This is a genomic window from Bradyrhizobium yuanmingense (genome assembly GCF_025200905.1).
GTDB lineage: Bacteria > Pseudomonadota > Alphaproteobacteria > Rhizobiales > Xanthobacteraceae > Bradyrhizobium > Bradyrhizobium yuanmingense.
In genome coordinates, this window is the sequence record NZ_CP104173.1 from 5,551,431 (window position 1) to 5,577,668 (window position 26,238).

The 26,238-nt window shown below is 58.6% G+C and carries 24 protein-coding genes and 2 pseudogenes; 8 read left to right on the plus strand and 18 right to left on the minus strand.

What is annotated here, in order from left to right:
• Nucleotides 1–30 precede the first annotated feature (30 nt).
• The 5 genes from N2605_RS25935 to N2605_RS25955 form a co-directional block, all read right to left on the minus strand.
• On the minus strand, nucleotides 31–840 hold the full coding sequence (locus N2605_RS25935; protein WP_260343589.1) for a S1/P1 nuclease: 810 nt from the start codon (nucleotides 838–840) through the stop codon (nucleotides 31–33).
• Nucleotides 841–1,150: 310 nt separating this feature from the next.
• Nucleotides 1,151–2,563, minus strand: coding sequence for a hypothetical protein (locus N2605_RS25940; protein WP_260343590.1), 1,413 nt, complete (start codon nucleotides 2,561–2,563; stop codon nucleotides 1,151–1,153).
• Entirely contained in the window at nucleotides 2,560–3,924 is a 1,365-nt protein-coding gene (locus N2605_RS25945) for a CHAT domain-containing protein (protein WP_260343591.1), read from the minus strand. Before N2605_RS25945 ends, N2605_RS25940 begins: the two co-directional genes overlap by 4 nt.
• Nucleotides 3,925–3,927: 3 nt before the next feature.
• Nucleotides 3,928–5,367, minus strand: coding sequence for a hypothetical protein (locus N2605_RS25950; RefSeq protein WP_260343593.1), 1,440 nt, complete (start codon nucleotides 5,365–5,367; stop codon nucleotides 3,928–3,930).
• Nucleotides 5,368–5,400: 33 nt separating this feature from the next.
• Complete coding sequence (locus tag N2605_RS25955) at nucleotides 5,401–6,681, minus strand: hypothetical protein (RefSeq protein ID WP_260343595.1); 1,281 nt, start codon at nucleotides 6,679–6,681, stop codon at nucleotides 5,401–5,403.
• 1,891 nt (nucleotides 6,682–8,572) lie between these two features.
• On the opposite strand from N2605_RS25955, the gene N2605_RS25960 reads away from it, so the two are divergent.
• Together N2605_RS25960 and N2605_RS25965 are read left to right on the plus strand one after the other, a co-directional pair.
• Nucleotides 8,573–8,809, plus strand: coding sequence for a hypothetical protein (locus tag N2605_RS25960; protein ID WP_260343596.1), 237 nt, complete (start codon nucleotides 8,573–8,575; stop codon nucleotides 8,807–8,809).
• Nucleotides 8,810–8,813: 4 nt separating this feature from the next.
• Nucleotides 8,814–9,068 carry a hypothetical protein gene (locus N2605_RS25965; protein WP_260343597.1) on the plus strand — a complete coding sequence of 85 codons (255 nt, stop codon included), beginning with the start codon at nucleotides 8,814–8,816 and terminating at the stop codon, nucleotides 9,066–9,068.
• 302 nt (nucleotides 9,069–9,370) lie between these two features.
• On the opposite strand, the gene N2605_RS25970 is transcribed toward N2605_RS25965, so the two are convergent.
• Entirely contained in the window at nucleotides 9,371–10,480 is a 1,110-nt protein-coding gene (locus N2605_RS25970) for a Fic family protein (protein WP_260343598.1), read from the minus strand.
• Between the two features lie 272 nt (nucleotides 10,481–10,752).
• Nucleotides 10,753–10,891 (minus strand): annotated as a pseudogene (locus N2605_RS36540) (MFS transporter); the annotation flags it as partial.
• Here N2605_RS36540 and N2605_RS25975 point away from each other — a divergent pair.
• The 5 genes from N2605_RS25975 to N2605_RS25995 all read left to right on the plus strand — a co-directional run bounded on the left by N2605_RS25975 (nucleotide 10,842) and on the right by N2605_RS25995 (nucleotide 14,142).
• Nucleotides 10,842–11,183 carry a hypothetical protein gene (locus N2605_RS25975; protein WP_260343599.1) on the plus strand — a complete coding sequence of 114 codons (342 nt, stop codon included), beginning with the start codon at nucleotides 10,842–10,844 and terminating at the stop codon, nucleotides 11,181–11,183. The pseudogene N2605_RS36540 and the gene N2605_RS25975 overlap by 50 nt on opposite strands.
• Nucleotides 11,116–11,643 (plus strand): hypothetical protein, encoded by a 528-nt coding sequence (locus N2605_RS25980; protein ID WP_260343600.1) that lies wholly within the window; start codon nucleotides 11,116–11,118, stop codon nucleotides 11,641–11,643. The genes N2605_RS25975 and N2605_RS25980 overlap by 68 nt, the downstream gene beginning before the upstream one ends.
• Nucleotides 11,640–12,092, plus strand: coding sequence for a mobile mystery protein A (locus N2605_RS25985; RefSeq protein WP_260343602.1), 453 nt, complete (start codon nucleotides 11,640–11,642; stop codon nucleotides 12,090–12,092). Before N2605_RS25980 ends, N2605_RS25985 begins: the two co-directional genes overlap by 4 nt.
• Nucleotides 12,089–12,679 carry a mobile mystery protein B gene (locus N2605_RS25990; RefSeq protein ID WP_260343604.1) on the plus strand — a complete coding sequence of 197 codons (591 nt, stop codon included), beginning with the start codon at nucleotides 12,089–12,091 and terminating at the stop codon, nucleotides 12,677–12,679. Before N2605_RS25985 ends, N2605_RS25990 begins: the two co-directional genes overlap by 4 nt.
• 986 nt (nucleotides 12,680–13,665) lie before the next feature.
• Nucleotides 13,666–14,142, plus strand: a complete 477-nt coding sequence (locus tag N2605_RS25995) for a hypothetical protein (protein WP_260343605.1) — start codon at nucleotides 13,666–13,668, stop codon at nucleotides 14,140–14,142.
• 159 nt (nucleotides 14,143–14,301) lie between these two features.
• Here the strand turns inward: N2605_RS25995 and N2605_RS36545 are convergent, their stop codons facing one another.
• From N2605_RS36545 to N2605_RS26045, 11 genes and pseudogenes are all read right to left on the minus strand, one after another.
• Nucleotides 14,302–14,451, minus strand: coding sequence for a transposase domain-containing protein (locus N2605_RS36545; RefSeq protein ID WP_425248866.1), 150 nt, complete (start codon nucleotides 14,449–14,451; stop codon nucleotides 14,302–14,304).
• Nucleotides 14,443–15,781: pseudogene (gene tnpC / locus N2605_RS26000) on the minus strand (IS66 family transposase); the annotation flags it as partial. The gene N2605_RS36545 and the pseudogene tnpC, both read right to left, overlap by 9 nt.
• Before the next feature lie 122 nt (nucleotides 15,782–15,903).
• Nucleotides 15,904–16,260 (minus strand): IS66 family insertion sequence element accessory protein TnpB, encoded by a 357-nt coding sequence (tnpB, locus tag N2605_RS26005; RefSeq protein WP_063980520.1) that lies wholly within the window; start codon nucleotides 16,258–16,260, stop codon nucleotides 15,904–15,906.
• Entirely contained in the window at nucleotides 16,257–16,709 is a 453-nt protein-coding gene (gene tnpA, locus N2605_RS26010; RefSeq protein ID WP_260343607.1) for an IS66-like element accessory protein TnpA, read from the minus strand. Before tnpA ends, tnpB begins: the two co-directional genes overlap by 4 nt.
• 606 nt (nucleotides 16,710–17,315) lie before the next feature.
• Complete coding sequence (locus N2605_RS26015; protein WP_260347493.1) at nucleotides 17,316–17,807, minus strand: Lrp/AsnC family transcriptional regulator; 492 nt, start codon at nucleotides 17,805–17,807, stop codon at nucleotides 17,316–17,318.
• A 675-nt stretch (nucleotides 17,808–18,482) separates the two neighbouring features.
• Nucleotides 18,483–18,665 (minus strand): hypothetical protein, encoded by a 183-nt coding sequence (locus tag N2605_RS26020; RefSeq protein WP_260343608.1) that lies wholly within the window; start codon nucleotides 18,663–18,665, stop codon nucleotides 18,483–18,485.
• A 194-nt stretch (nucleotides 18,666–18,859) separates the two neighbouring features.
• Nucleotides 18,860–20,011, minus strand: coding sequence for a glycoside hydrolase family 88 protein (locus N2605_RS26025; protein WP_260343609.1), 1,152 nt, complete (start codon nucleotides 20,009–20,011; stop codon nucleotides 18,860–18,862).
• Between the two features lie 61 nt (nucleotides 20,012–20,072).
• Nucleotides 20,073–21,419, minus strand: a complete 1,347-nt coding sequence (locus N2605_RS26030; protein WP_260343610.1) for an MFS transporter — start codon at nucleotides 21,417–21,419, stop codon at nucleotides 20,073–20,075.
• A gap of 120 nt (nucleotides 21,420–21,539) precedes the next feature.
• A complete protein-coding gene (locus tag N2605_RS26035) occupies nucleotides 21,540–22,325 on the minus strand; it encodes an enoyl-CoA hydratase-related protein (RefSeq protein WP_260343611.1) in 786 nt (261 codons plus the stop codon).
• 50 nt (nucleotides 22,326–22,375) lie between these two features.
• Entirely contained in the window at nucleotides 22,376–23,140 is a 765-nt protein-coding gene (locus N2605_RS26040) for an enoyl-CoA hydratase/isomerase family protein (protein ID WP_260343613.1), read from the minus strand.
• Between the two features lie 12 nt (nucleotides 23,141–23,152).
• Nucleotides 23,153–24,751 (minus strand): acyl CoA:acetate/3-ketoacid CoA transferase, encoded by a 1,599-nt coding sequence (locus N2605_RS26045; RefSeq protein ID WP_260343614.1) that lies wholly within the window; start codon nucleotides 24,749–24,751, stop codon nucleotides 23,153–23,155.
• Between the two features lie 202 nt (nucleotides 24,752–24,953).
• On the opposite strand from N2605_RS26045, the gene N2605_RS26050 reads away from it, so the two are divergent.
• Nucleotides 24,954–26,096: a LacI family DNA-binding transcriptional regulator gene (locus N2605_RS26050; protein WP_260343615.1), complete on the plus strand. Its 1,143-nt coding sequence runs from the start codon at nucleotides 24,954–24,956 to the stop codon at nucleotides 26,094–26,096.
• Nucleotides 26,097–26,238 lie beyond the last annotated feature (142 nt).

Consider the following 26,238-nt stretch of genomic DNA (forward strand, 5'->3'; position numbering starts at 1 on the left):
GAAAAGCTCGCGCTTTCGCATCGACCCGGCTCATGGCTGAAGGACCTTGTTCAAAAGGTGGGCAAGCCGAACGCCAGCCTTCGCCAGTTGAGTGCGAACGACCTCGCGGTTCGCTTCGATATAAGCGGCGTCGATGACAATGTCGTCTGTGGGTTGGTCGCACGAGTCACCGTGTCGGACGCAGTATTGGGTTGCAGCTGCGCGCGAAATTGCAAACGACTCGTTCGCCCAATCGCGAGGATCGGAGGCTTGCGTCCAAAGCTCCTGTAGCGCGGGTGTGATCGACTTGGCGATATCGGACGCAGCGGCAATAGGATCCTCACCGACCGTCTTCAGGACGAGGCATGTGTCCCATGCTGAATGCAGGTTGGGCGAACATGCCCCATTGGTCGATACACTGTTACCGCCTCGGTCGTCTCCGAACGAGACGTGAAGCGGCTGGTGGAGGTCGCCCACCCAATGTCCTAGGTATTTCAGCGCCGTCAGCTTGCGCGCATCGGTGGCCGAAGACGAAAGGACTGCCATGTCGCTTTCGATCGCCGAAAGCACGCATTTTGGCGCGAGCGGACACGGCGCAGCGTCTATTCCCTTCGCGGTTCTCGCAAGGTTGACATAGTGCTCGGTGTCACGCGTGCGGGGGTGATCCGGAAAGATGCATACCTCGCGGAAGAAATCAAATTGCTCCTCGCCTTTCATCAAACGTCGTATCTCTGCACGCACCTCCGGCAGAGCAATCCGAAATGCAATCTCGCAGACGACCTTGTGTCCGGTGTCGCCCCAGGCGGCAGCGAGAGTTGGCGAGAGGATCACAATCAACAGCGCAATAAACAATCGGCGCATTGTTTCAACTCCCTTACATGTGAAGGCGTTTACTCAATCACAGATAGCGCTCTCCTCCACGACGAATGCGTCAATTCGCAGCGCGATCATGGAGCTCTTCACGAGATCAGAAATCGTCCTTGAAGTGGGCCGACGGCCCGGGGAAATATCGGAATCCGTTGCAACCCTGTTGGTGATGGAGATAAATGATCCGGAAACTCTCAAGTTCACTGCTGTCATTCGCTGTTTCGCAACGCCGCCCATTGGCGGGCCCGTCGCAACGGGTCGGGCATCACATCAACCGCTATTCCCAAGCAATCTGTCACAGATCTTAGGCGATTCCTGGTAGGCTCACGGTCGGATCACCTATGATAACTAACGTCTGCCTGTCCATCGCCACTAACTGGCGGTACAATGCGAAATCGCGCATACTTGGCTCGCCGGCGTTTATTCCAGCTATCGCATCTTGCCAAGCCGCATAAAACGATCCGGCCTCGCGATAGACCTTCTGCAGCGCCCAACCGATCGGATTGCGCTCGTAACGCAGGTAAAGTCTATCGTACAGCGCTGAGCAAAGGATATGCGTGAGCACCTGCTTGTTGGCCGGATCCCGCAGGCTCCAGTCGAATGTGGGCTCGACATGCCCGACAAATGCGCGCAGCGGCTTTTCCGCGCCAAGCAATGCACGCGGCACCGGCGCGATCGCGGCACCTGCGACGGTTGCAATCCTGTTCAGAACCGTACTTATTGTCCCTGCTTCAGGCAAAAGCCCTTTGTACCGTGAGACCGCATCCGATCCCGCCGAACAGCACGCGTGCGAGTACCAGATCGCACCAGACGGCTGCCACGTCTGCAATTGCGTGCTGTCGACTACCTTGTGGTCGATATCGACAGGGGCACCGATCCACGATTTCAGGCGAACGTCGTCGTCGAGTGGGCCAGTCATGCCGTGACTGGTCGTGATCAAGAGTGCTGGCGACAATTCCGTAAGTGAGGCAACCAAATTCGATCCAGTGGCCGACGTGTCCGCAATCCTTCGCCGGCGAACCAGATCGCTGTTGCCGTCAATCTTCTCCCACAGTTTTCCGCCGACCGCACGGGCCATCAACCATGTAATGTCGTTCTTTCCGAGATCGACGCTCCAGACGACGGGGGCCTTCGGATCTGAAAATTGACCCTGCCAGTCGTTGATCAGCGCATCGACATAGTGATCGAGCGCAGCGTCGACCAAGTCCAGGCGCCCGACGAAGAGCGACATCTGCAGCGCATATTGAAGCGCCCAGGGAAGTTGAGTGGGCGAGCCATATAGCAGCAAATATCGCGGAATACAGCCCTTACTGGTTCCAACCTTAGGAGCGAGGGTCGACAAGTCGTGGAAGTTGCCGTCCGGGTAATAGCGACGCAAAAAGCCTTGCCCCAAACTACTGCGCCATCGCAATACCGGTGCGTTCGAACGCTTCTCGATCAGTCGTCTGATGGCGGGCGGTCCATCTACTGCGGTCGACCTGTCCGAGTTCGATAAATCATCATTGTCCAGCAAAACAACGCCCCAGCCTATTCGCGGGTCACTCCAGTTGCGTTCATCAATCTCTTGCGGTGCTGCCAGTTGCGCTGCTGACAGCACAGGTGCCAGCCTTTGCGACTGAGCCCAAGGCGTTCGCGATGGCAAAGCATCGCCCGCCGTCCTCTCGCCGGTCCACGCGTTAATCTGTACGTCCTCGGGACGGTTGATTTCGTCGGTCATGGTGTGGCGAATTCGCCGAAGCGGTTCGGCCTGAAGTGCGGCGGCACCGAGGGCGGATTGTCGAGCAAGGCCGCGATCTGATCGCGCACTTCCTCAGGCGTGTTCTCCTCCATCCGCCGCAGAGTTCTCGCAATGGCGAGCACCCTACTGGCGACGTCGGCCGGAAGTTGCAACGCTAGGAATGGCTTGTGAGATGCCTCATAGAGGACCGGCAACAACCATCGCCCAAAACTTCCGGGCATAGCGCAGCAGTGATCGTGAATGATTCGACGAGCCGGAATCACAGCTGGGGCGAAATCGAACATCACCGGACCGGCCGCCGGTCCAGGAGTGAGTTTCGACCCAACGATCCGAAACAGCTCGCCGTAAAACGCTTGGGTAAACGTCGTGGCGGCGGCTGTATCAATCGGCTCGGCCATGCCGACGGTATAGGGACAACCCTTCCTGGCCACGGTGAGCGCCATCGAGAACAGCTGATGAAGTACCTCGGCGCCCGAACAACTGTTAAACACCGTAACCCAAACAGAGGAATTCAGTGCGAGGGCCTCACTCAAAGCTGTGACGGAGAGGAAAATCGACGAGGACTCGGCATTGCCGTTTGCCTCATTCGCTTCGTGATCGCTTGTCGTGGCGATCGACAATCCCTGAATGCCGAGCCGGTCGATGCCGTGACAGAAGAAATGCACAAACTGTACCGGAGCGTCCCTCAGAAGGTTCGCTACTTGGGTGGCCGTGGATGGCATCTGCTCGATGGTGATGCCGGTGTTGTGCAGCGGCCCTACTGCCGTCTTGTGTCGATACTCGTCGAGCAGCGCCTGCTCGGCTACAAAGACGGTGCACTCGATCTCGAGGCCGTTCTGTTTGCTTTCGACAATCTGATGGCAGATCGTTTTCATTTCTCGGTCGGCCTTGATCCCGGCGGCGGACAGGAAGGCAAACATGCGCAACGGGCGGGTGAACGCCTTCAGCGTCGAACCGATCCTGGCCGGGGCCAGCCTACTAACGGTGCACAATTCGCTCATGGCAAGGAAGCGTGGCTCTGTACCGCCATGGATCGCTTCCCAGCGGAACCGTTCCGCATCCGGTGCCTTCATGAGAAATCTCAAGGCCGCCCTTTGAGGAACCTGCTGCCCAAACATATCGGTCAGCTCCGCTCGAATCGCCGGGTGGTCCGACAAGGCTTTGTGAACCGCGGCGCCGTAAGCGGTGACATTTGTCTCCGTATCGAGCGGCGGCATTGCTGCGGCATCGAGGTCGAGCGATCTAAACTCAAGCGCATAGGGATGATTGCTCTGACTCTCGAGACAGACAATCATGTCGTTGTTGCCGCCTCCGATAATCGAAACGATGGTGTCGCGCATATGTCAGCCACCGAGCTTGCGGAAATAGTTGCCTACTACCTTGTGAATTTGCTCAAGAGTGTCGTCCGAACCTGCGATCGGTTCGACGCTTTCATCGGGAGTAACCTGGGTTCGCGCGCTATCCGAGGACGAAAGCAAGACGTCCGACGCGTTGCGACGCAAGCGTTCAAGTGCCGAAAATTCACATTGGCGCTGCAGCGACGTTGCCCAACTCGGCGCCTGCTTCATCTCATAGTCCGGGATGCCGTGAGTATCGGATGACACGAGGGGCGATGTCCGATCCGCAATTGAGGCGGAGTGGAAAATGGATGCATTGGCGTTCAAGGCTGGAAGCGGCGAGGATATACGGAGGCTCTCGTACGCATCGACATAGTTGGGCGGGCAATATAGAAAACCATCGACCATAGAAGGCGCTGGCGCAGAGTTAGGTGCGAACAGGAACGAACAGGCGCCTCGCAAGGATGCAATTTGCTGGGAGCTGCCGAGCGGTTGATAGAGCACCGCGGTGGGACGGGTGTGCGCGAGTGCGTCAGCGGCCAAGGCCAACGTAGGTCTGGCGGCGCCCGAAGGCGGATTTGAAAACAATGCCGCCCAAGCGCCGGCTCGCGTTACGATTGCGGCGAGATCCATCGCATCGATATATGAGTAGGACTCATATTTCTCGTTCGGCGCGATCGAATTAGACATCCTGAGGGCGGGCCCGAATTCAGTCATGCCGGAATTGCAGACGAAGAAGATCGCATCGAGGCTTCGCATGCCAAGTGCTGCCTTCATCCAGACCCACCAGAGCGATTGGAACGGTGGCTCGATGGACCCCTGCGAGAATACTGCCGCGCTGGTGGGCGCAGACACGGGGTCATGGATTTTCAACCGTTTGTCATAGCCATTCCTTTCCAACAAGCGATGCCAAAAGCTGGCGGTGAACAAGTGCACCCTGCTTTGGGCTCGCGGGGAAGTGGATAAGATCGCCTCTACGATCTGGTTGAGGAGCGTTTGAACGTTGGTCAGAGACGCGCTTCGATCAGGGTCGAACCAAATCGCAAGTTCGAGAACATCACGGTCTTCGCATGGGCGTTCGAGAAGATCGGGAAAGCGCAGCACCGGACGTTCCAAGGTTTCGGTCAGCACCCTCTCCCACGGGAGTACGGATACATAGCCGTGGGGCTTGGCGAAACGAAGCCAGAGAGGCAGATCCTTGGCATCGCCTTTCAGGCTGTTTTTGATACCGCCGGTGATCTGCGGCCACAAATTCAAATCCAGCGCCGCGTCGGTTTCGATGCTACCAGGGACGCCCAGCTCTCGAGCAGGAATTTGCCAGCTCTCAGTCGACCCCGGCTTTCCAACGCCGCGGATCAATAGCAATTCAATCTGAGGGCTGGCTTCCCAGAAGGTCAGCGTGACCTGCAATATGATCAACGGTGGAGGTGATGACTGTCCGGACATGATCGCTCTCGTCGACTAAGGCCGTTCGTCGTTTCAACGCGACATCTGCTCACGCAGTAACCAGGCGGTGGAAGGATTTGCGATGCCGCCATGGGCATCGATCCGATTGCCTGCCGAGCCGTCGAAGCCGACAATGCGCGCATTCGGGTAATCCACATGTTCACCCGGCAGGGGAATGGGATCTACCAACTGCTCGGTGGAATCCCGGGGGCCATAGCCGCCCAGGGCCGCGTAAACGCTCGGCGGCGAGCCTGCCGTTGTCGGTTCTGCAGCAATTTGCACTTCGCCAAGATCCTTCTGCCTCAGCAAGGCAAGATGATAGATGGCGTGTAGAGGGATGTCCGCTGCGCTGTAGGTGGAAAAGATTGGAGTTTCGACGAGATCGAAGGCGTCTCGATATCCACCCGGGGCGTCGCGTCCGGGTACGTGGGTCGCAAAGCTGAGGTAGGAAATGGCGGGCTGCAGGAGAAGTAGCGACTTCGTCCTGCGGGTCGGTCTTGAACCGGTCGCGAGGGCTGATAGCATGACTTTGCATCCGAACGAATGCCCGACTGCATGAATCGGCGCCGGACAACGAGTGAGCATTTCTCTCAGCAGAGTGGCGACGCCGTTTGCGCCGACCTTGCCGGCGCGATCCTTCATCAGGTAAAGCGACGCCATCCGTATCGCGTTGCGGGGATCAAGATATTCGAGAATTCCGGCGGCCCTTATCCTGCCGCGCCCGCTTCCTTCGATAGTCCCGATCGCGTCGATGTCGTCGTCAATCGACGCTTCTCCTTCGCTTGCGAGCTGAATGTCCTTGATTGCAGAGAGGATGTTGTCCTCGTTGACCTGGGCTTCCTTGACGCCTTCGGGCTGGCCAGGGATGATGATGGGTTTGAGTAGGCGCGCCAGTTCTCGCCCCTCCATCCGGTCGATCTTGTTGACCTCCAGCAACTCATATAGGCGCGCGCGATCGGCTGTCGATGGAAGCAGGCCAGCGACTTCCTGCAATACCGCTTCATTTGTCAACATCTGCAGATCGGTAGTGGCCGCCATCTGTGGTCCAGGCTCGGACGGCAGCCAGATACTTGGCCAGGTCACGCCGACGAAAATAGCAGGTCCGCGATCGATCGGATGAGCCGCTATGACCTGCTCGAAATCGCTCAGGAATCGTCGATATAGATCGACTGCGTCGGCGAAGTCGTTATTCCACCCGTGCGAGAAAAAAATGATTGGCTGTTGTGTATCGGCAATTCTCGTCAATAGCGCATCGCGCGTCTTCGGAGAAGTGCATGCGCCATCCTTGTCAAACCGTATGAGCCAGCTTTCCATCGCTATTCCAGGCAATGGATATGGACCGGGAGGACGGACAGTAGCCATTTTCTTCCCCGCTTAATCAGACAAACCGCTTGGCACTACCTCTCCAACTGTGGCTCCAAATTGCCCGCATGCGAATCGCCCACACCATCGGGCAGCATTCGCCGATTTCTAGCCGCTAACGAGCCTTCACCGAATTGAATAATAGGGTGTGTGCAAGAATCGATTGTGAACTGCGTCACACTGTTCTCGCTTTTTTTAAGCCCTAGCTTTGGTTGCTGCGCCGCATTTCGGACATCAAACGAATTCGGCTCGTTGGTACATGTCTGGAATCCAGGTGACGCCGTCCGTGTCGTCGGTGTCGCCACAAACGCCGTGGCACCATTACTTACCAATTCAGATGGCCGCCGCTCGCCACTGATCGCGCAGGAAAACTTACGAAAGTGATCCGAAATTCCGGGCCCTTAGTCCCGTGGGTGCCGCTGCTAGGGCCCCGGCAGACTCCAGAATAGAGGCTTCCACCTACTCCAGGCGGCTGGCCCCGCAGACGAACCGGTTATTCTAGCAACGAAGTCTGAAATGGCGGTACCCATCCCTCGGCTGGCACTGGAAGTGGGGTACCGCCGGCGGCCTGGATAGCAGCTCGCACTTGATCGTGCGTGTCCGCCACAAACTGGAGTTTGCCGGAGAGCAAAAGGGATGACATAGCATTTGCCGGATACTGCCCGCTGATCAATCTGCGGGGTCCACTCGCCCTCTTGGCATCAAACCAAATGGGGCAGCTTGGAAGCGTGAGCTGGCCGATGTTCGGGTTCTCGACCTTCACACGAGCGACAACGTCCGGCGTCGTTTCGACGACGAATGCCACAGGTCGATTTGGCATCGCACGGCTCCTTCGGTGGATCCGCCGGGAAACACGTCTCGGATACGGACGACTTCAGTACCTTCGATCGGTACCTGCGCGCGGTCTGGTGCTGTCAAGATGATCATTTGGTCAATCTCCGAAATCGAAATGTCGCAATTAACCCAGGATGATAGAAAGCTAAGCCACAATCTAGAGATGTGGCACAAAGGGGACCAGCCTAACTGAGCATGCGGGATTTCGGCTTTACCGACTCGCTCCCATCCGACCATGGGCACAAAATGCCGTCTCAAAGGGCGCAAGAGAACGATATTTTGGGCTCACGACTGCTACCGAGCGAGCTGACAATCTCCCCCACGGCCTTGAGGTTTCGTACCTGCGATAGGCCTGAACACTAATTAGCTTCGCCAACAAAACGACTAATGCACCTACCGCCTCCTCGGCCTCAAACATGAAGCGGGCTCGCTCACCATGAAACTCATCTGAGGCCCTTTTTGCGTCCGACGCTCGCCGGAGCCATGGGTATGAGAGAACGCCGTTCTGCGCCGGCAGGTGGGGCAAGTTACCGCGCGCTTTCGTACGCTGTTAGGTCGGCCTTCATGGACACTTCGATGACGACCTCGGAATCGGAAGCACCGTAAAATAATGGTTTGTCGTTCGATCATTGGCCAACTTGGCCTGCATTTCACAACCGCCTTCCGTTTCCCGACCATCCATCCGTCCGCTGCGCGAGGAGATTCGCAACCATCATGCGGCGGCCGCCAAGCGCCAGCGGATGGCAATTTCTTCTTATATAAGAACGAGATCGCTTCTTATATAAGTCCTCGGCGCGGCTCAGGGATGGCCTGAGTGCGATGCCAGCTGGCGCGACCTGCTCGACCGCCTCTGCGTCCGGATTCAGGCCGTCGTAGGCCGACGGCGGCGCCTTCAAGTTCACCCAGATCAAGGAAAAGGACGCTGCGGGTCTATTGGGACGGCAAGCTGTCTCCGGAGGCGGACGCCCAGATCGAGGAGGCCAGCGCTCTGGCGGAAGCCCGCAGCGCCGTGACCTGCGATGTCTGCGGACAGGAGGGCCGCCTCCGCGGCGGCTCGTGGCTGACGACGCGCTGCGAGGCGCATTCGGAAGGCCGGCCGCCGATGGCGCACCGGTCCGGCCTGGAAAACGTCCACCTGGTTCATCGTTTCGTCGACGGCAGGCGTTCCGTCACTTGCCGCCGCTACGACCGCCAGAACGACGCTTTCGTCGACGTCGACCCCGCCTCCTCGGACACCGAGGAGTAGCGGCATGGTACCTAATTGGGCCCATGACCTGATCCGGCGGCGCCCGCGCCTCTTCGAGACCGCGCACGGCGAGCCGAGTTCCGGCATTCCCGACATTCCCGAGGGCTGGCGCGACGTGGTCGAGCGGCTGTGCGTCAGGATCGAGAATGCGTTGCAGGCGGGCGAGACATTCCGGTTCATTCGCACCCTTAAGTTCGGCATCCTCCGGTTCGACTGGGCGGGCGAGGTGTCGGGAAGCGGCCAAGGCGAGGATCGATGAGGCAGTGGCGCTCGCGGAGGCGCGAAGCAGCTCCACGTGCGAGGTCTGCGGCGCCGAAGGCGAGAAGTATTACCGTGCCAAGCTCGTCATGCCCCGGTGCTCCGCTCATGCCGAGGGCCGGCTGGTCGCAGAGCTGCTTCGCAATCCGGGCCTCCACCTCGTCCGCGTCGTGGATCCCCCGCTTCCTGAATTGCGCACAGTCCGCCGCTACGATCGCGAGAGCGACACCTTCGTTGGCTTGCCCGAGGATATCCAAATAGTTTGGGGCCGTGACCTGATGTTGTTGCATCCGCGCCTGTTCGTCACGATGGCGGACGAGCCCAGCCGCTCGTTCGGCTATCGTCCGCAACGACTTCGACAAACATGGGCTCTTCGCCGAACGGGCGGTTGATGATGGCGAGAGCTTCGCGAGCGGCGTAGATCCGGTTTCGCGCGTATCCAGTCCTCTCCTGCAGAATGCCGGCTTCCTGCAACTGCGCGATGGCCTGATTTACTTGCGGGGGCGAGACATTGAGCAGTTGTCCGAGGCGCTTCGCCGTCACAACCGGATAGTTGTGAAGTTCGTCCAGGGCGCGGATGGCCGCGGATCCCTTTCGGAATTTTCGGCGCTCCCTCCAGCGCTCTGACAATTCCGACAGTGCGGTCCGGGTCCGGATGAGTTCTTCGACGGTGCCGGTGACGGCGTCGGCCATGAAGGTGATGATCGGCTCCCAGTCAAGCCGTTGTTGAGCGTCCTTGAGCGAAGCGTAGTACGCCCCCTTTTTGCTTTCGATGTAAGGCGAAAGGTACAGAGGCACGTGCCTCTCCGCCGCCATCATGAGCGGAAGCAGAAGGCGGCCGACACGACCGTTGCCGTCGCGGAAGGGGTGCACCGCCTCGAAGTGGGTGTGTGCTATGGCCATGCGCGTGATGAACCCTTGCGTCATCTGCTGCATGCCCTCGTTCCGCAGGTAGTCCACCGTTTGGGCGAGGCAGTTGGCGACGTCGGCGGGAGGCGGAGGATTCAGACTGGAATATGCGATGTCTTTGTTTCCGCCTATCCACACGACGCGCGTTCGGAGGTCGCCGGGAACATCTTGATAGTCGGGGTCGTCCTTCATCACGGCGCGATGGACGTCCTTGATCAGATCCATCGTGAAGACGCCGTAGCCATCCTTAGCGGCTCTCGGAATGAATTCGTCCAAGGCAACGGCGTAGTTGCGGACTTGGCGCGCTTCGTCCCGGGAGCCGTCGTCGCCCGTCTCTTCGACGGAAAGCAGTTCGTCGAGAGTGCTCTGGGTGCCTTCGATCGACGAGGAACTGACTGCCTCACGTCTGGTAAGGACCCGGCTGACGAAGTAGGGGTCCTTCATCTGGGCGGCGATGGCGTCGACCTTGCCGAAGGCCGCTTGAGCGGCTTCCAAGGCTTTCATCGCACCTCCGACGAACACGCCGTCCTCCGGGGGTGCCGGCGGCACGATCCCGTAATGAGAGTCGTAGGGCGGCGGAAGCCGCTTCAGGGTCTCACGGATTGTGTGGCCGAGATTGCTACTTTTCATGGAACCCGAAATAAGAGGCAGTTTTCCTATTTTATATTTTGGGTTCTTGCAAAAAGCCACAGCATGCCGCGATCGCGAGGGAGCTTATTTAGCCTTTTGCGAGGCGCTCAACCCATTAAGTTCCATTAACATCGGGTTCCCGCCTTCCCCTCAGCGATGTGCGCCGCCGCCCACGCGAAGCAGGTTTCCACCAGCCGATGGTCTCGAGGCCCAGCGAACTCAGGGCCAGCCGACCGTGCTCGCGAAATCCGCGATCAAAGTGATGCCGGTGATCGATCCGCGCGACCGCCTGCTCTCGCCCGAGCATTTCCGCGGTCTTGCGCGGCTCGACACTGGCCGCGCTCCCCTGATCAGCCTGTACCTGCAGCTGCCCCCAGAGCGGCGCGTCGGCCGCGCCTGGCACTCGGCTTTCGCGGCGCTGATCCATACGATTCCTCAAACTGCTGACCGCGCTCTCCGCGCCGCGGCTGAGTCCGACATCCAGGCGATCGGGCGCGCTGAACGACCAATTGCCCGAAATGGGGCGTGGGATTGCATTCTTCGCCTGCCGCGAGCGCGGGATCTGGCATCAAGTTGACTCCGCTGCCGGATCGCCAGCCCAGGTCTCGTCCCTGCCATTTCAAGCGATCAAAACTACCTCTCAACCTTCGCCGACCGTAGCTCGACCGACTCGCAGTCTGGCCGAAATCGGCGCCAAGCGTGTTGGTCTTCGCCAAAAGATCGAGAAGAAAGCGCGCAGCGATGCAGTTCTCATTGCGGAAGCCGGCTCCGGCAGTGAGCTGAACAGGGGCTTTCTTCTTCGTGGCGGCCTTCTTCATGATGTGGTTCGTGAGGATAGCGCTCTAGAACGTTTCAAGAACATCTGCGATGGGCGGTGGGTTGCTAAGCTCCCGGAGGGGCAGGAAGGCCATGTTGTTTCAATAAGGTATACGTTATTACTGCCGGCCTATAAGGCGACGCTTATCATTAAACGATGTTTTGATAAGGAATATCCTATAGATTGCTCAGTTCATGATCTGCTAAATCTTATCGCATGAAAGACGCCATCCGCCATCTCGACAGCCGCTTTGCCACGCTCCGAGCGCTCTCGCACTCCCAACGCCCTCCGAAGGGCTGGATTCGCGCGATCCGCGACGCACTCGGCATGACCACCGCCCAATATGCCAAGAGGTTGGGGGTTTCGCAGCCACGCATTGTGGAACTTGAAAGATCCGAGCAAGGCGGCAGTGTAACCCTCAATACGCTTCAGCGCGCGGCCGAGGCACTCGGCTGCAGGCTGGTCTATGTGCTTGTACCCAAGCGCCCCCTCGCAGAAGTTGTAACCAAGCGAGCTGCCGAGGTCGCCGAGCGGCAATCACGAGCTATCGAGCAGACGATGCGGCTTGAGGACCAGGCGGTGGACGACAATCAGGCTGCCCGCGCACTTCGGGAGCAAGCGATCGAGGATTTGTTGAAGCGGCCCGCGCGCCTGTGGGATGACGAATGACTGAGACTGATCTGCATGCCGCCGACGATCACGCGACACCGCTGACGCCTCAGGAGCGCGAAGATCTTATCCCAACGCACATTACTTTACGTAGCGAGTTGAACGAACTGGAGCAGCAGAACATCGCGACGGCAAACCGCTGGGCGTTTGGGCGCCGCAAGGTTCCGACGCGGGAAAGCTTTCTCAAGAGTTTGCATCGGCGCATGTTCGAACGCGTCTGGCGCTGGGCTGGAAAATTTCGAACGACGGAGCGCAATCTAGGCGTCGCGCCACATCTAATCGAAATTTCGCTGCATCAAGTGCTCGACGACGCAAGGTATTGGGTCGAGAACAACACCTATCCACCGGACGAACTTGCGGTTCGCTTCCATCACCGCCTCGTATCCGTACATCCGTTTCCAAACGGCAACGGCCGCTGGTCGCGATTGGCTGCTGACGTGTTGATCGTGCAGCTTGGCGGCCGGTGCTTTACATGGGGCGGCGCCGACTTGCAGACAGCCCGCACCGCGCGCATGGCCTACATTGCAGCGCTTCAGGCTGCCGACAACCATGATTTCGGGCCACTCGTCGCTTTCGCACGATCATGATCTGTCAATCATCACTCTGGCAAAGCCTCGGCAAGTCCTGCATCGCAACGGAGAGCTCGTAGCCGGATTTGTGCCAGAATGCAGATTTCGCCTGTATTTGTCGAGGTTTGGTAGAAACTTGGTAGTGCGAAATTCCCTAAATGCGGCCGCTGCCGTCCTGGTCAAAACTTGCTAGCCAAGCCTCAATGCCGCCGTTTCTCCGCGCCTAACACATTCGAACAATTCGCGAATTTCCGGAGACGGGACCGTACAGAGAGTTCGATATTTATCCAACAAGGCCCACCAACATGATCAATGGCTTACTTCGTTCTCGTTTCCTGCAGCGCAACCGCCGCACCAGATAGGTCGAACTTTCGTTCAAGAGGACGGTTCGCGCTGCACTTCCCGCGGCTGTGACTTCCCTCGCAGCAAGTGCAATGCCGGGTATAATACGCATATTGCGATTACCTGCGCGGCCGGAGCATGACCCACACAATGGAGTTTCATCAAGCGCTATCAAAGCACCCTTAATAGCAAAGAGTGTCTGTCCAAGCGCTTTGGCGGGGACGGCTGCGACGGAAGAATCGTTCACGCGCACACGATTCCATGCTCGCAGCTCTTACAAATTGCTGAGCAAGGCCACGTCCACGCCGTTCCTACTCGCCTTTCACCCATCGCGCAGATGAAAAGATCAGGCTTTCAGGCGGAAGATGATGGCATAGGCAACTTCTCGACGCTACAATGCTTCTGCGCACGTCATGACAAGAATCTGTTTGCGCCATTGGAGGACGTGGCACTCACCTTCACACGCGAACAACTTACCCTGCTGCATTATAGAGCGATGGCAGCAGAAGGTTTATATTCGAGGAAACGCGGAAGACGCAGCCGCGAACGAGGCAAGAAAGTACCTAAGCAGTGATCCACGACGCGAACCATTTTACGAAGCGTTTCGGATCCATTCACTCGCCGCGATCGCAGCCGAAGAACAGTTCAAACGCACCGAGAACATGGTCAACCTGTCCACGTATGATGAAATCCGGGCGGCGATCATTCGATTTCATGCAACACCTGTTCTGCTGTCTGTTGGTGCCTTTCGTCCGCTTTACGACGTCACCGGAACGAAGCTCCAGAATCTTTCTGAAGAAGCAGCGTATATCGGAATGCATATTCTGACGGTCGACAAAGCGCCAGCCGTCGTATTCACGTGGCTGAAGGGACAAAAACCAAGCCAGCGATTTGCAAAATCATTTTGCTTGCAACCCTACAGGGAACTCACAACGCTCGCGCTTCAAACGGCCTTATACGCCGAGCACACATGTATGCGCCGTGAATGGTGGATGTCTATCACCAAAGGATGGCGCACGCTCTTGCTGAATCGAATTGAGATGGCGAACGGAGCGGCTTTCGTGCCCGATGAGGATTTCTTATCGTTTGAATTTCCGCTCGATGATTGGAAATGCCGGAGCATCGATTTCGTTAAGTAGCGCGGTGGCACTGAGAGCATTCCAAAATTATTCCTGTTGTCTCGGCACGAGCAGCGACAACCGATCGAGCGGTTCAGCCTCATAACCGCCGTCTCACATCGGCCTGGGTATCTTCGTTCAGCATCGCGGTCGTAAGACTTTGCAACGTAAGCGTCGTGCTCAGGCCACGGCTTTGAGGGCTTGAGCGCGGTAGGACCAGGGCAATAGCTGGTCGATGTCGCGGTTGGGATGCCCTTTGACGATCCTGGTCAGGACGTTGGTGAGATAAGCGAGCGGATCGACGTCGTTGAGCTTGCAAGTCTCGACCAGGGACGCGACGACAGCCCAGTGTTCGGCACCGCCGTCGGATCCGGCAAACAGCGCGTTCTTGCGACTGAGCTTGATGCCACGGATTGATCGTTCGACGGTATTGTTGTCGAGTTCGATGCGGCCGTCATTGATGAAGCGCGTCAGTCCCTGCCAGCGCGAGAGGGCGTAGCGGATGGCGTCGGCGAGCTTGGTCTTCTGGCTGATGAGAGCCAGTTTGGCGCGCAGCCATACCTCGAAGGCATCGGCCAGTGGTCGGCTCTTCTGCTGCCGCACGAGGCGGCGCTCCTCCGCGCTGCAGCCGCGGATCTCCTTCTCGATCGCATAGAATGCGGCAATGTGCTTGAGCGCCTCGCTTGCGATCGGCGCCGGGCCGGCTGTCGCGAGTTCGTAGAAGTTGCGCCGCATGTGCACCCAGCAGAAGGCAAGCTCGACCTCGCCACGCTCGGCAAGCTTTGGATAGGCGTTGTAACCATCGACCTGCAGGACGCCCTTGAAGCCGGCAAGATGGCTGAACAGCCGCTCGGCCTTGCGGTCGGGTGCATAGACATAGGTGATGCCGGGCGGATCGAGGCCGCCCCAGGGCCTGTCGTCGGCGGCGATAGGCCCAGAGCTGGCCGGTCTTGGTGCGCCCTCGACCAGGATCGAGCACCGGCACCGTCGTCTCGTCGGCGAACAGTTTGGATCTCGCGCGAAGCACCGTGAGAAGGCGCTCATGCAGCGGGCGCAGATGGAAGGCGGCATGCCCTACCCAGTCCGCCAGCGTCGATCTATCGAGAGCGATGCCCTGGCGGGCATAGATCTGGGCCTGCCGGTAAAGCGGCAGATGATCGGCATATTTGGACACCAGAACCTGGGCGACGGTTGCCTCCGTCGGCAGTCCGCCCTCGATCAGCCGGGCCGGAGCCTCGGCCTGCAGGACGCCGTCCTCGCAGGCGCGACAGGCGTATTTGGGGCGCCGGGTGACGACAACGCGGAACTGCGCCGGCACCATGTCCAGCCGTTCGCTCCTGTCCTCGCCGATCCGATGCAGTTCGCCCTGGCAGCAGGGGCAGATCTTGTCGTCGATGTCGACGACGACCTCGATCCGCGGCAGGTGCGCCGGCAGTGCTCCGCGATTGTTGCGGCGCTTGCGCGCCGGTTCGGCCCGGCCTTCCGGAGCTGTCTCGTCTTGGCTGGCTTCTGTACAGGCCGCAACCTGTTCGACGTCCTCGAGGCCTAGCAGCATCTGCTCCTCGGGAAGCGACTCTGCCTTGCGGCCAAAGCGATGACGCTGCAATTCCTTGATGATCTGGCGCAGCCGCTCGCTCTCATGCCGCTCGGCCAGCAGCATCGCCTTCAGCGTCTCGGGATCATCAGGAAGGTTATCGCTCACAGGCAAATCAGAGCATATTCGCGCCCGCCTGACGACGTGCTCGATGCCCCTGATTCACTTCGCCGCAGCGCGGCCCACAATTATCCGGCTTGCGTCGGGACGACCGTCTCCCGTGCCGCGTGAACACGCCGCCAATCGAGCCCTTCGAGCAACGCCGACAATTCCGCCGCCGACAAACGCATCACGCCGTCCTCGATCTTCGGCCAGCGGAAGACGCCTTCCTCGAGCCGCTTGGCGAACAGGCACAAACCCGTACCATCCCAAAAAATCAGCTTGATCCGGTCCGCCCGCTTGGCACGGAACACATAAACAGCACCCGAGAACGGATCGGCCTTCATGTGCTCGCGCACCAACATAGCCAGGCCCTCCATTCCCTTGCGGAAGTCGACCGGCTTGGTTGCCACCATCACCCGGACAGTTCCGGACGGGCCGATCACCGGCTTGCCTTCAGCGCATGGAGGATGGCCGCAATCATCGCCACGTCCGCGCCTCGGCCGACCCGGATCGTGACGCCTTCGGCTTCGATCTCGATGCACCCGGCATCGCAACGGCGAGCCCCGACATCCGGCTTGGCCTTACGTCGCGCTGTCTTGCGCTCATGGCCAGCAACCGCGACTGGTGCCATGGCGTCTACCACCGCCGGTACAAACTGCGGATCGTCCGCCATCGGCGCCGGCTGCCGGCGTGCTTGCCGGCGCCAGGTGAACACTTGTTGTGGGGTCAGCCCGTGTCGCCGGGCAATCTCGGAAACGACCGCGCCTGCGACCAGCGTCTCCTCGACAATCCGGGCCTTGTCGTCCTTGGAGAACCAACGACGGCGTCCCGTCTCCGTGATCACTTCCAGCCGGCGCGCCGTCACGTCCGAATTAAGCGTATGGTCAAGCATAGACACAAGCCGATCCCTTCAAAGAGATCGTGAAACTCGCCTATCCCATGTGCCGTGAGAAGGTGGGAGCGGAACGGCGCTTACTTTGCAACGTCTTCCACGAAACGAGAAACAACGGGGTATTCAAAGGCGGTCTGAACCGACCAGGCACGATAGCTCGCAGCAAGCGCGCCGCTCCTGCTGGCCCCCGCCCCTCTCCAATGAGCACCTCTCCGGTTGTAAACCGAAAATCGCCATGCCCCGGGCGATCTCCGGAGCGGCAACTTCCTCAAGCGCTTCTCTAACAGCTTTGCAGGGCCAGAGACCGTCAGCTGCTGTAAATGCTAAGATAGGAGAAAAACGATGCGGCTTGACCGACGTCGCGCTCATCGCGTTCCGCCGCCGGGCCATGGCTACGGTGGCGAACGTCCATGCTGGCGTCGCTGACGCGCACAGATCGGCGACCGAAACGCCGGCCTCATGCTCTTTCAAGATTCCGATGATCTGCCGTCCGAAAGGCGACTATGCTTCATATGCTCTGGTCCTAGTCTGAGCCAGAGCGAACTTCAAGCTGGACTAAGCCGGTGGGGCAAGGTCACCAGCGGAATTGCCGGATGGAGACACCCGTCACCGATTGCTTAGTCTAGTGCAGGGAGGCGTCTCAACTGGAACAGCAAAGCCAGCTTTTACCCGATCCAGTACGACCATCGTCTTGAAGCCTTTGATGTCCGGGTTCTTATAGAAGAAGCGTCTAGTGAACTCCTCATAATCCTCCATGCTGCGTGCGGTAACGTATAAGATAAAGTCAGCATCGCCAGTAACGTAGAAGCCGTTGACGACTTCAGCTGACGATTTTATGGCCTTCTTAAGCCTATCAATTATATCCGAACGCTCCCGCTCCAGTGTAACCAACACAAGCATTTGGATTGGTCTTCCAACTGCCTTCGGCGAAACGATTGAGACCTCGGCCTCGATGATGCCTTCCGAACGGAGCCTCTTTAGTCTTCGTTGGCATGCCGTGGCCGAAAGCCCCACCAGTTCACCGATTGCCTCGGACGTTAGGCGGTTGTTCTTTTGCACGATCTCGAGGATACGCGCGTCTACCCGATCGTATCGCATAATCCACTCCCGCCTTGAGGTGAATTTCACCGCCCGATTCCATGCGCCCGGCGCAAGAAATCGTTCCAAGGACATGAAAAAATGGAGAACTTTTTCCGCGCAGCCGTGTCAAGCGGGCAAACTAGACTGCCGGAGGGCCCTGTGCTCTTCATCCACCACGCTCCAATCTTCTCGTGACTATTCGGGCCGTACTTCTCTGCCAGCTCGAACTAGTTCCTAGGGATGGCGATCGCGGAGTCCGGTGATCGTCATCAAGCTTGGCGCGAACACGAATGACGGGTCTCTGCGCGCTGGAAATGGCCTGCTGATCAACAGAGGTGGAAGGCTGGAAGATCGTCCTAGCGGTCCACAGCAGTGCCGCTGTCGGGCCAAGAACCGCTCCGAGACAAAGGCAGCGCATTTACGCACCCTCGATTGCACGACAGGGGAGAGAGCGGGCAACGCCGCCTTGTCTGTGCGAAAACAGTCCAACGTCGCCGAAGGACTACGCTTAGGTCTCTGCAAAGAACTCAACGCACGAGTCAGAACGTTGAATATCTGCCGACGTCGGTGAAGTAGGACGACGAGCCAGAGCACCCCCGCAAAGGGAAACTCGTCGGAGCGAGGGACAGTGAATTACAGTACGTTGGCCGTCTCACCGTCGTAGAGCACTATCAAGCTCACACGTCACTTGTGTTAGCCGTCTGCAACGCGCGAAGCCCACTTCTGGTACGCCTCTCGGCGCGCTTTGAAGCGGTCGAACGCATTTCGTGGAGCAAAGGGCCGTCCGCCACCAATACGGATCAGCGCGAACTTTCCGCCGCACATCGCGCAGCTCTTTGCTGAACCGTGGTGAGAACCATCGAAGCTGTTGCGCATTCCTCGCCTCTTGTCGCATAGGCTCGACAGCCTCCATTTCTTCGCCGCTGGCGCGTGCAATCAAATCCGCTGCTCGAATTTCTAATAGAGTCCGATCGCATAATGTGATGTTAGGCGCTCCCCTCGGAATCGCAGACGTTTTGCAGAGGCGAACCACCGAACGGAACGTCATTACCACAGGTGCAAACACAGGATCAGATCCGCCCCATGGTCACGAGACCAGTGAGGATCGCAAGAGCTTCAAATAGGAAGTAACTGCCAAATATCAGTTCTGCATCGTGCGCGGTGTCGATGTCCCGCGCCAACGCTTTTCGGGTGAAACATCCCCCCGTGAGCATTCCAGGTGGCCGCTCGTCGGAAGGGACGATGGGCGTCAAATATGCCGAGACCAGTTTGGCGACTGTCCGCTCCGCGAAGTCTCGGTACTTGGCCCCCGCAGTGGCGCCCAGTGCGGACGCAAGTCTCAAGGATGCTGCCGCGGCGATAGCGGTGGCGGCGGTATCCCGGCTCGTATTTGGAATTGCTGGATCGTCAAAGTCCCAATACGCGACCAGATCCGTGGGCACGTGGTCGATCCACCAGTCCAGCACGCGCACCGCATACTCGCGCCACAGCGGCTCCTTTGGACGAACCATTGCCGCATGAGCGGTGTAAAGAATCGCCCACGCCTGCGCACGTCCCCAAGTGCTTATATCGCTGTATCCCTTATGCGTGTGCCTCCTGAGCACCTTACCGGTTTGCGGGTCGAGTGTGGATGATTGGATCACCGAATTATCGGATCGCACATGGATGTCCAATACTCTCCGCATGTGAGCATTGGAGATCTCTTCCATGCGCTGTTCCCCCAACTGGTCCGACGCCCAATAAAGCAGACCCGTGGCTTGAAGGGAGTCGATGCTGCTTTCAGCAGTACCAACAGCGTTGGCTTCCTCGGCATCCTGGCCGAGCGGGATCAAGCCCAGTTTGGGATCGAACATCTGCTCCAGCGACCTGGCTGCACTAAGCGCGGCATCGCGTGCTATTTGATCGGTGAAGAGGATGCTTCCAAGCGCCGCACCGTGGTAGAAGCCAAACCCTTTGAATGCGGTCCGGAGCTGGGCCCGAGGCAGCATTCTGCTCAGTGCGGCACGCGCGTCAGAAATTGGGAAGCGCTGTGGATCGGCCAGATGCGCAAGCCAAAGCTGGCCGACGAAGGCACCACCGGTCCAATCACCATCGGGCGTGAACGTCCATTTTCCATCAGTCGTGCGAGCCCAGTGCGGCAGGCCTGTTTCGGCAATGTCCCTCGTTTGCGCGATGCGCACCAGCATGCGGTCGCGTGCGGACAGGTAATTGCTTCTCGACATATTTTCTCCTGGGAGAACGTCGGCTCCAGACTGAGCCCTGATAAAGCTAGAAGGGTTGAATTCAGTCGCCGATGTAGACCAGCCCCCGCCTTTTTGCTGCGTGATAGACGATGACGCTCAACACCGCGACCACAGATCCATAAACCGGGAACATCCAAGCCATATTCGCGTGCTGCAACCAGACCAGCAAATAGGGTGAGGTACCGCCAAAGAGTGATACTCCAAGGGCATACCCCACAGCGATGCCCGTCGTGCGCACCGCGCGTGGCATCAATGTGGTTGCGATGAAGTTGTACAGTGCCATGTTGAAGCCGACCACCGCGCCGCCAAACACCATGACAAAGAAGAATGTGGAAATGCTCTTCTCGGAATAGAGCAACGTGAGGAAGAAGCACGCCACGAGCAAGAGCCGTAGCAGCGTGAACGCGCGCGAAGCCCGAACCTTGTCCGCGAAGGCCCCCACAAATGGCGCCGTAACGATCCAGATCACGCCCATCAGCGTCGTGATCCCGTACACCCAGGTGCTATTCTCCTTGAAGACGCCGTTCGCCAGATTGGGCAAGCCAGCATTCCACGCGTAGTTCGCGATCTGCACCGCTCCGACGACCAGGATGACTGCGAGCAGCGAAAGGCGGACGCTCCAGAGGGTCTTCCAGACGCCACCAGTGGTCTCCTGAGTACGCGACAATTCGTCCCGATGGATGACGTTTTTGATCAAGGTTTCTGGCAGTTTGCTGCGCAGATAGATGATCAGCAGACCGAGCACTCCGCCGACGGCAAAAGGTAGCCGCCAAGCCCAATCGTGCATTATCTCCGGCGTCACGGAGGCGCTCACGAGAAAGGCGACCAAACTGGATCCGAAAACACCGAGCTGGATGAACGTGCCGCTGATCAGGCCAAGGTACCGCCCCTCCTGGCCTGGCGGAGCAAGTTCAATCGCAATGGCATTTGCGACTCCGGCCTCAGCGCCGGTAGCTAATCCTTGGATAAGCCGGACGACCAGCAATATGACAGCCGCTGCAACTCCGAGCTCGTTATAACCCGGCAAGACGGAAATGAGCAGCGAGCACAAGGCCATTGCGGTGACCGAGATCATCATCACCCGCTTGTGGCTGATGCGATCGGCGATTGGACCGAGTATCGCAGCTCCAACCGGTCGCGCGAAGAAACCTGCGCCATAGACGGCGAGTGCGGCAAGCAGCGACGTTGTCGGATCGCTGGACGGAAAGAAAAGGGGCGACAGGAAAGCAGCCATCATTCCGTAGACGGTCCAGTCGTACCACTCCAGGGCTACACCACCGCCCAAAGCAATGGTCATGCTCTTGGTGGCTACTTGTTTTTGGTGCGGCACTTCCCGAGCAGGGCTTTGCGGATTGGCTGAAGCGATCGGTTCAACGATAGTGGTCATTTTGTTTCCTCGGTTTTGTTGTGATGAAAACGTTTACATTATCTCGCGACAGAAGCGCCGGTTCGGTTATCGCATCGAGTACGACTTTGCGAGATCACGAGACGATTTGAGTCTCTTCGCTCAACGTCCGGAGAATATTGGCTGCCGCTTTTCGACGAAGGCAGCCATGCCCTCCTTTTGGTCATCGGTGGTGAATGCGTACCGGATGGAGCGTCGCTCAATCGCCAAGCCAGCCGACAGCGGGGTTTCGTAAGCTGCCTGAATCGACTCCTTCGCCAATTGAGCAGCAATCGGCGCGCGTTTCGAGATGACGCGTGCTATCGCGAGCGCCCGTTCGACTAACTCAAGCGGCGGCAGCACTTCGGACGCGAGCCCAGCAGCCACTGCTCTTTCCGCGCTAATTGGCTCACCTGTCAGCACCATCTGCATAGCGAGGGATTTGCCAATGCTCCGCGTCAACCGCTGGGTAGCGCCGTCTCCAGGCATGATCCCGATCGTGATTTCCGGCTGCGCAAGCACGCTGTCTTCCGCGACCAGCAGGATGTCAGCTAGCATCGCGAGCTCAAGGCCGCCGCCGAGGCAGACGCCTCGAACCGCTGCAATGAGCGGCTTGGGGAAGGCGGCGATGGAATCCCATGCATGCTGCCGTGCAGGATCGCTCAGCGCGTCAAAACCGTGCTGCTGCATCTCCTTGATGTCGGCTCCAGCGGAAAAGCCGCTCTCATCGCCAGTTAAAACTACGCATCGCACCGCCTCATCCGAGCGAGCCGCACGAAGCGCATCCGCAAGCTGGCCTAAGAGGGCCGCACTCAGTGCATTCCTTTGCTTTGGGCGATTGAGCCGCAGCAGGAGTACGTCTGGGTAAGATCGCTCGACGACGATCAGAGGAGAGACGGCTTGATCCATGTCATTCCTTGAAATCAAACACCGTGAAGAACCTTTTATGTAAGCACAGGCTAGGCCCCGGCTGCTTTCTTCGGAAGGAAGCGTTGCAGATTAGCTTGCGCTGTCTCATGCAGAATGTCCTGAACAAAGTAGCGGTTTGCCAAGTCATCCATGACTTCTGCCCTCGCGGTTACTGAGGTGGAGAAAAACTGTTTCGTGGTGAGCACGGCGTGGGGCGGCATTGCCGCCAGTCCCTTGGCATAGCGGAGCGCCGCCTCGCGAGCAGTCTCAGTCGGAGACGACAAAATGTCGGCCAAGCCCAACCGGTGTGCCTCTAATCCGTCGATCGCAGTCGGACTCCAGCTCAAGGACCGAGCCGCAAACGGGCCGACGCGTGCTGCCAAAGTGTCCAACCCGAAGCCCGGCAGCCAGCCTAAAGACACTTCCGGCAAATGCCAGCGCGCTTCCCGAGCCGTTACAACAACATCGCACGAGGCCGCCAACATAAGGCCGCCGCCCAAGGCAAACCCATCCACCGCGCAGACGACCGGTTTTCTGACTAGAGCAAGAGAGCGCACAAATGCACCCAGCCGGCGATTCACGTCAAAAGTGTCGTCGATATTGCCAGCCGAAAAATCCTTCAGGTCTGCGCCAGCCGAGAAACCTGGACCGTTTCCAGCGATCAGGATGACGTTCACGGCGGTGTCGCCGGAAGCCTTGTCTACTGACTCAAGCAGATCCTTTAGCATCTCTTCGCCGAGAGCGTTGCGTCGCTCTGGCCTATTCATCGCCAGGATCTGGACTTTGTCTTCGCATTCTATCGAGACGAACTTCACGTCAGCCGCTCCTTACGCCCGTCCCGCGTTGTCATGAAACTGCACGGCCAAATTCATTGGCTCATTCTTGAATATGCTCGCGTCCATCAGCTTCAGGTCGGGCGAGACGAGCACGTCGAATTCGATGTTCGGCAGCACGTGCTTTTCGACGGATATGCCAGGTGCGACTTCGGTCAGCATGACGCCGTTCGGCGTGAGCTTGAACACGGCACGCTCGGTGATGAAGACGACCTCTTGCCCTCGCTCCTTTGCAAAAGCGCCACTGAAGGTGATTTGGTAGACGTCCTTCACCCACTTCTTGACCGCCCCCTCGTTAGCGATGACGAGAGTGCCGTTGTCCGGGGCTGCATCCAATCCCGCTGCAGTGAGAGTGCCGGAGAAAACGACTTTTCGAGCGCCCTGACTGATGTTGATGAAGCCACCTGGCCCTATGATCTTGTCGCCGAAGCGGCTCACATTGACGTTGCCGTGTCGATCGACTTCAGCAGAAGACAAGAATGCGATGTCCAACCCGCCACCGTCGTAAAAGTCGAACTGATCCGGCTGCGGCGCAATCATGTCGTAGTTCGTTCCGGCGCCGGCGTCCTGTCCGGGGGCGGGAATGCCACCGATGACCCCCTGCTCAGCTGTCAATGTGACTGAGCGGTATATCCCCTCTTCCGCGGCCACAACCGCAATTCCGTTGGAGATACCATAGCCAATGTTGACGGTAGCTCCTGGGGTCAACTCAAGGGCCGCTCGTCGCGCGATCACCTTTCTCACATCGAACGGCAGCGACGCGATCTTCCCGTCCGGCACGCGCATTTTTCCGGCATAGGCAGGGCTATACTCCGTCGCATAGGTCTGTCGCTGATTGGGATCGACGACGAGGTAATCGACCAAAACCCCCGGTATTCTCACTTCTCGCTGGTTTAATGTATTGGATGCTGCGACCCGCTTCACCTGGACAATGACTATTCCGCCGGAGCGGCGTGTGGCAGCGGCAATCGACATGCTTTCGCCGACATATGCCTCGTCTTCGAGCGAGATGTTTCCCTTCACGTCCGCGATACTGCCTCGCAGAATCGCGACCTGGATGGGGAAGGTCTTGTAGAGGAGATGCTCTTCTCCCTCGATATCGACAACGGCAACCATATCCTCTTTGCTGCACTCGCTCTGCCTGCAGCCGCCGATGCGGGGGTCGGCGAAAGTTCTAAGGCCTACTTTCGTGATCACCCCGGGCCGCCCCGCTGCGTTTTCGCGGGTGAGCTGTGCCAAGACTCCCTGAGGGAGGGTGTAGGCTTCAATTTCATTATCCAGCGCACGGCGTCCTAGCGCCGGACAATTGTTCAAGCCGCTGGCTACCACTCGACGCACCAGGCCTGGGGCTGCCAGCTTGTTGAATCCTGTCGTCGCCCAATCGCCGATGGCTACCGTCCCCACCAGCATCAAGTTCTTGGGAGACCCTTGCTCGGAATGAACGTCACGAAGCGCGTCGATGACTAGCTCAGGGATCGCAACTCCGGCCGAGCCGCCGAAATAGACGCAATCGCCATCGGAGATCAGTGCAACGGCTTGCCGATCCGTAATGATCGGCACTTCGCCGGTTCGCTTATTCTTTTTCACGTGCATGCCTTCTCCACTGGCCGGTTCGATAGTTCTGAGCGCTGCGGGACCCGCCTTGCGGCCCCAGCACCACGCGCAGCTTCGACTGAGGACGCCCGGTCTGAAAAGGTTTACATCATCCTCAAGCTCGGGACAAGGGAAAAGATAAAGCGGCCAAGACTGCGCCGATTCCCACGGCTTTCCAGGGCGTTTCGGCCGATTCGATCGATTGCGCCAGCGTCTGAAGTATGATAACGATTTCACCAACTTGTCTGATGGGTGGCCTTTCGAGGCTGGCTGGCGGGAAAGAAGCAGGCTCATGGCGTTAGAAAGAACGGCCCGAATTGACCGAGGCAGGCAATCACCCACTGTGGTGGAGATAGCGAAACGGGCCGGATGTTCTATCGCCACGGTCTCCCGCGTATTGAATCGGCCCGAAACCGTTGCAATCGACTTGAGAGAGCGCATTCTTCGGCTAGTTGATGAACTCGGCTACGTTCCCAACGGATCAGCACGCGCGCTGCGGTCTTCGCGTTCTCGACTGATTGGCTTGATAGTTCCGACGCTGGATGCCGCGATCTTCACGCGAATGCTTGAAGGTCTGGAGAGCCGGCTAGCACCGGCCGGCGCTTCGCTGGTCTACTCTGCAACAGGTTACGATCTGGACCGGGAAACACGCGTCGTGCGCAACCTTATCGAAAAGGGCGTCGACGGTATTGTTCTCGTGGGTTCTTGCCATCGGAAGGAAACGCTCAAGCTGCTGCGTGAGCACAAAGTAAGATTTGCTATCACTTACGCCCTCTCCGAGGACGATTCGATCCCCAGCATGGGTTTTGACAACCGCAGCGGCGGGGCTTTGGCAGCAAACTACCTTGCAGACCTCGGCCATAGGCACCTCGGGGTCATCGCTGGAGTAACGCGTGACAACGACCGTGCGTCCGGTCGCCTCGAGGGCTTCCTGGCCATGGCTGAGCGTCGCGGAATAGGCCGCTCCAGTGTTGTCGTTGTGGAATCTCCCTACGAGTTCAGCCGGGGCCGAGCGGCTGCCAAACTCATTCTAAACCAAAATAGAAATGTCACAGCGATATTCTGTGGGAGCGACGTTCTTGCTGTCGGAGCAATGCGCGGATGCAAGGATGCTGGATTAAACGTGCCTCAAGACATATCGATGATCGGCTTCGATAATCTCGATATCGCCGAGTATCTCACTCCGGGTCTTACGACAGTTGATGTCCCGGCTCGTCTGATGGGCGAACAGGCTGCCAACTATTTTTTGGCTGATCAACATTCGCTGGACATACATGCAAGGGTCGAGCTCGAAACGCGCTTGATCGTTCGAGACTCCACTGCGCCCGCGAAGGATCGCCAATAACACGCCGCCCGTTCGCATTGTCTTGTCACGCTCAACTCTCCTGGCAATCCCAGTGTCAGACGACCTCACAGGTCGAACCACCGCCGTTAGCGGGCTTCGTGAGCTAACGATCCATGTTCGCGGCAAGGTGCTTGGCGGCGAG

Bases quoted from the DNA above. Each gene is read 5' to 3' on its own strand.
- N2605_RS25935 (WP_260343589.1), bottom strand. From the start codon at position 840: ATGCGCCGATTGTTTATTGCGCTGTTGATTGTGATCCTCTCGCCAACT.
- N2605_RS25940 (WP_260343590.1), bottom strand. From the start codon at position 2,563: ATGACCGACGAAATCAACCGTCCCGAGGACGTACAGATTAACGCGTGG.
- N2605_RS25945 (WP_260343591.1), bottom strand. From the start codon at position 3,924: ATGCGCGACACCATCGTTTCGATTATCGGAGGCGGCAACAACGACATG.
- N2605_RS25950 (WP_260343593.1), bottom strand. From the start codon at position 5,367: ATGTCCGGACAGTCATCACCTCCACCGTTGATCATATTGCAGGTCACG.
- N2605_RS25955 (WP_260343595.1), bottom strand. From the start codon at position 6,681: ATGGAAAGCTGGCTCATACGGTTTGACAAGGATGGCGCATGCACTTCT.
- N2605_RS25965 (WP_260343597.1), top strand. From the start codon at position 8,814: ATGGTACCTAATTGGGCCCATGACCTGATCCGGCGGCGCCCGCGCCTC.
- N2605_RS25970 (WP_260343598.1), bottom strand. From the start codon at position 10,480: ATGAAAGCCTTGGAAGCCGCTCAAGCGGCCTTCGGCAAGGTCGACGCC.
- N2605_RS25985 (WP_260343602.1), top strand. From the start codon at position 11,640: ATGAAAGACGCCATCCGCCATCTCGACAGCCGCTTTGCCACGCTCCGA.
- N2605_RS25990 (WP_260343604.1), top strand. From the start codon at position 12,089: ATGACTGAGACTGATCTGCATGCCGCCGACGATCACGCGACACCGCTG.
- N2605_RS25995 (WP_260343605.1), top strand. From the start codon at position 13,666: ATGGTCAACCTGTCCACGTATGATGAAATCCGGGCGGCGATCATTCGA.
- tnpA (WP_260343607.1), bottom strand. From the start codon at position 16,709: ATGCTTGACCATACGCTTAATTCGGACGTGACGGCGCGCCGGCTGGAA.
- N2605_RS26015 (WP_260347493.1), bottom strand. From the start codon at position 17,807: ATGCGATACGATCGGGTAGACGCGCGTATCCTCGAGATCGTGCAAAAG.
- N2605_RS26020 (WP_260343608.1), bottom strand. From the start codon at position 18,665: ATGCGCAACAGCTTCGATGGTTCTCACCACGGTTCAGCAAAGAGCTGC.
- N2605_RS26025 (WP_260343609.1), bottom strand. From the start codon at position 20,011: ATGTCGAGAAGCAATTACCTGTCCGCACGCGACCGCATGCTGGTGCGC.
- N2605_RS26030 (WP_260343610.1), bottom strand. From the start codon at position 21,419: ATGACCACTATCGTTGAACCGATCGCTTCAGCCAATCCGCAAAGCCCT.
- N2605_RS26035 (WP_260343611.1), bottom strand. From the start codon at position 22,325: ATGGATCAAGCCGTCTCTCCTCTGATCGTCGTCGAGCGATCTTACCCA.
- N2605_RS26045 (WP_260343614.1), bottom strand. From the start codon at position 24,751: ATGCACGTGAAAAAGAATAAGCGAACCGGCGAAGTGCCGATCATTACG.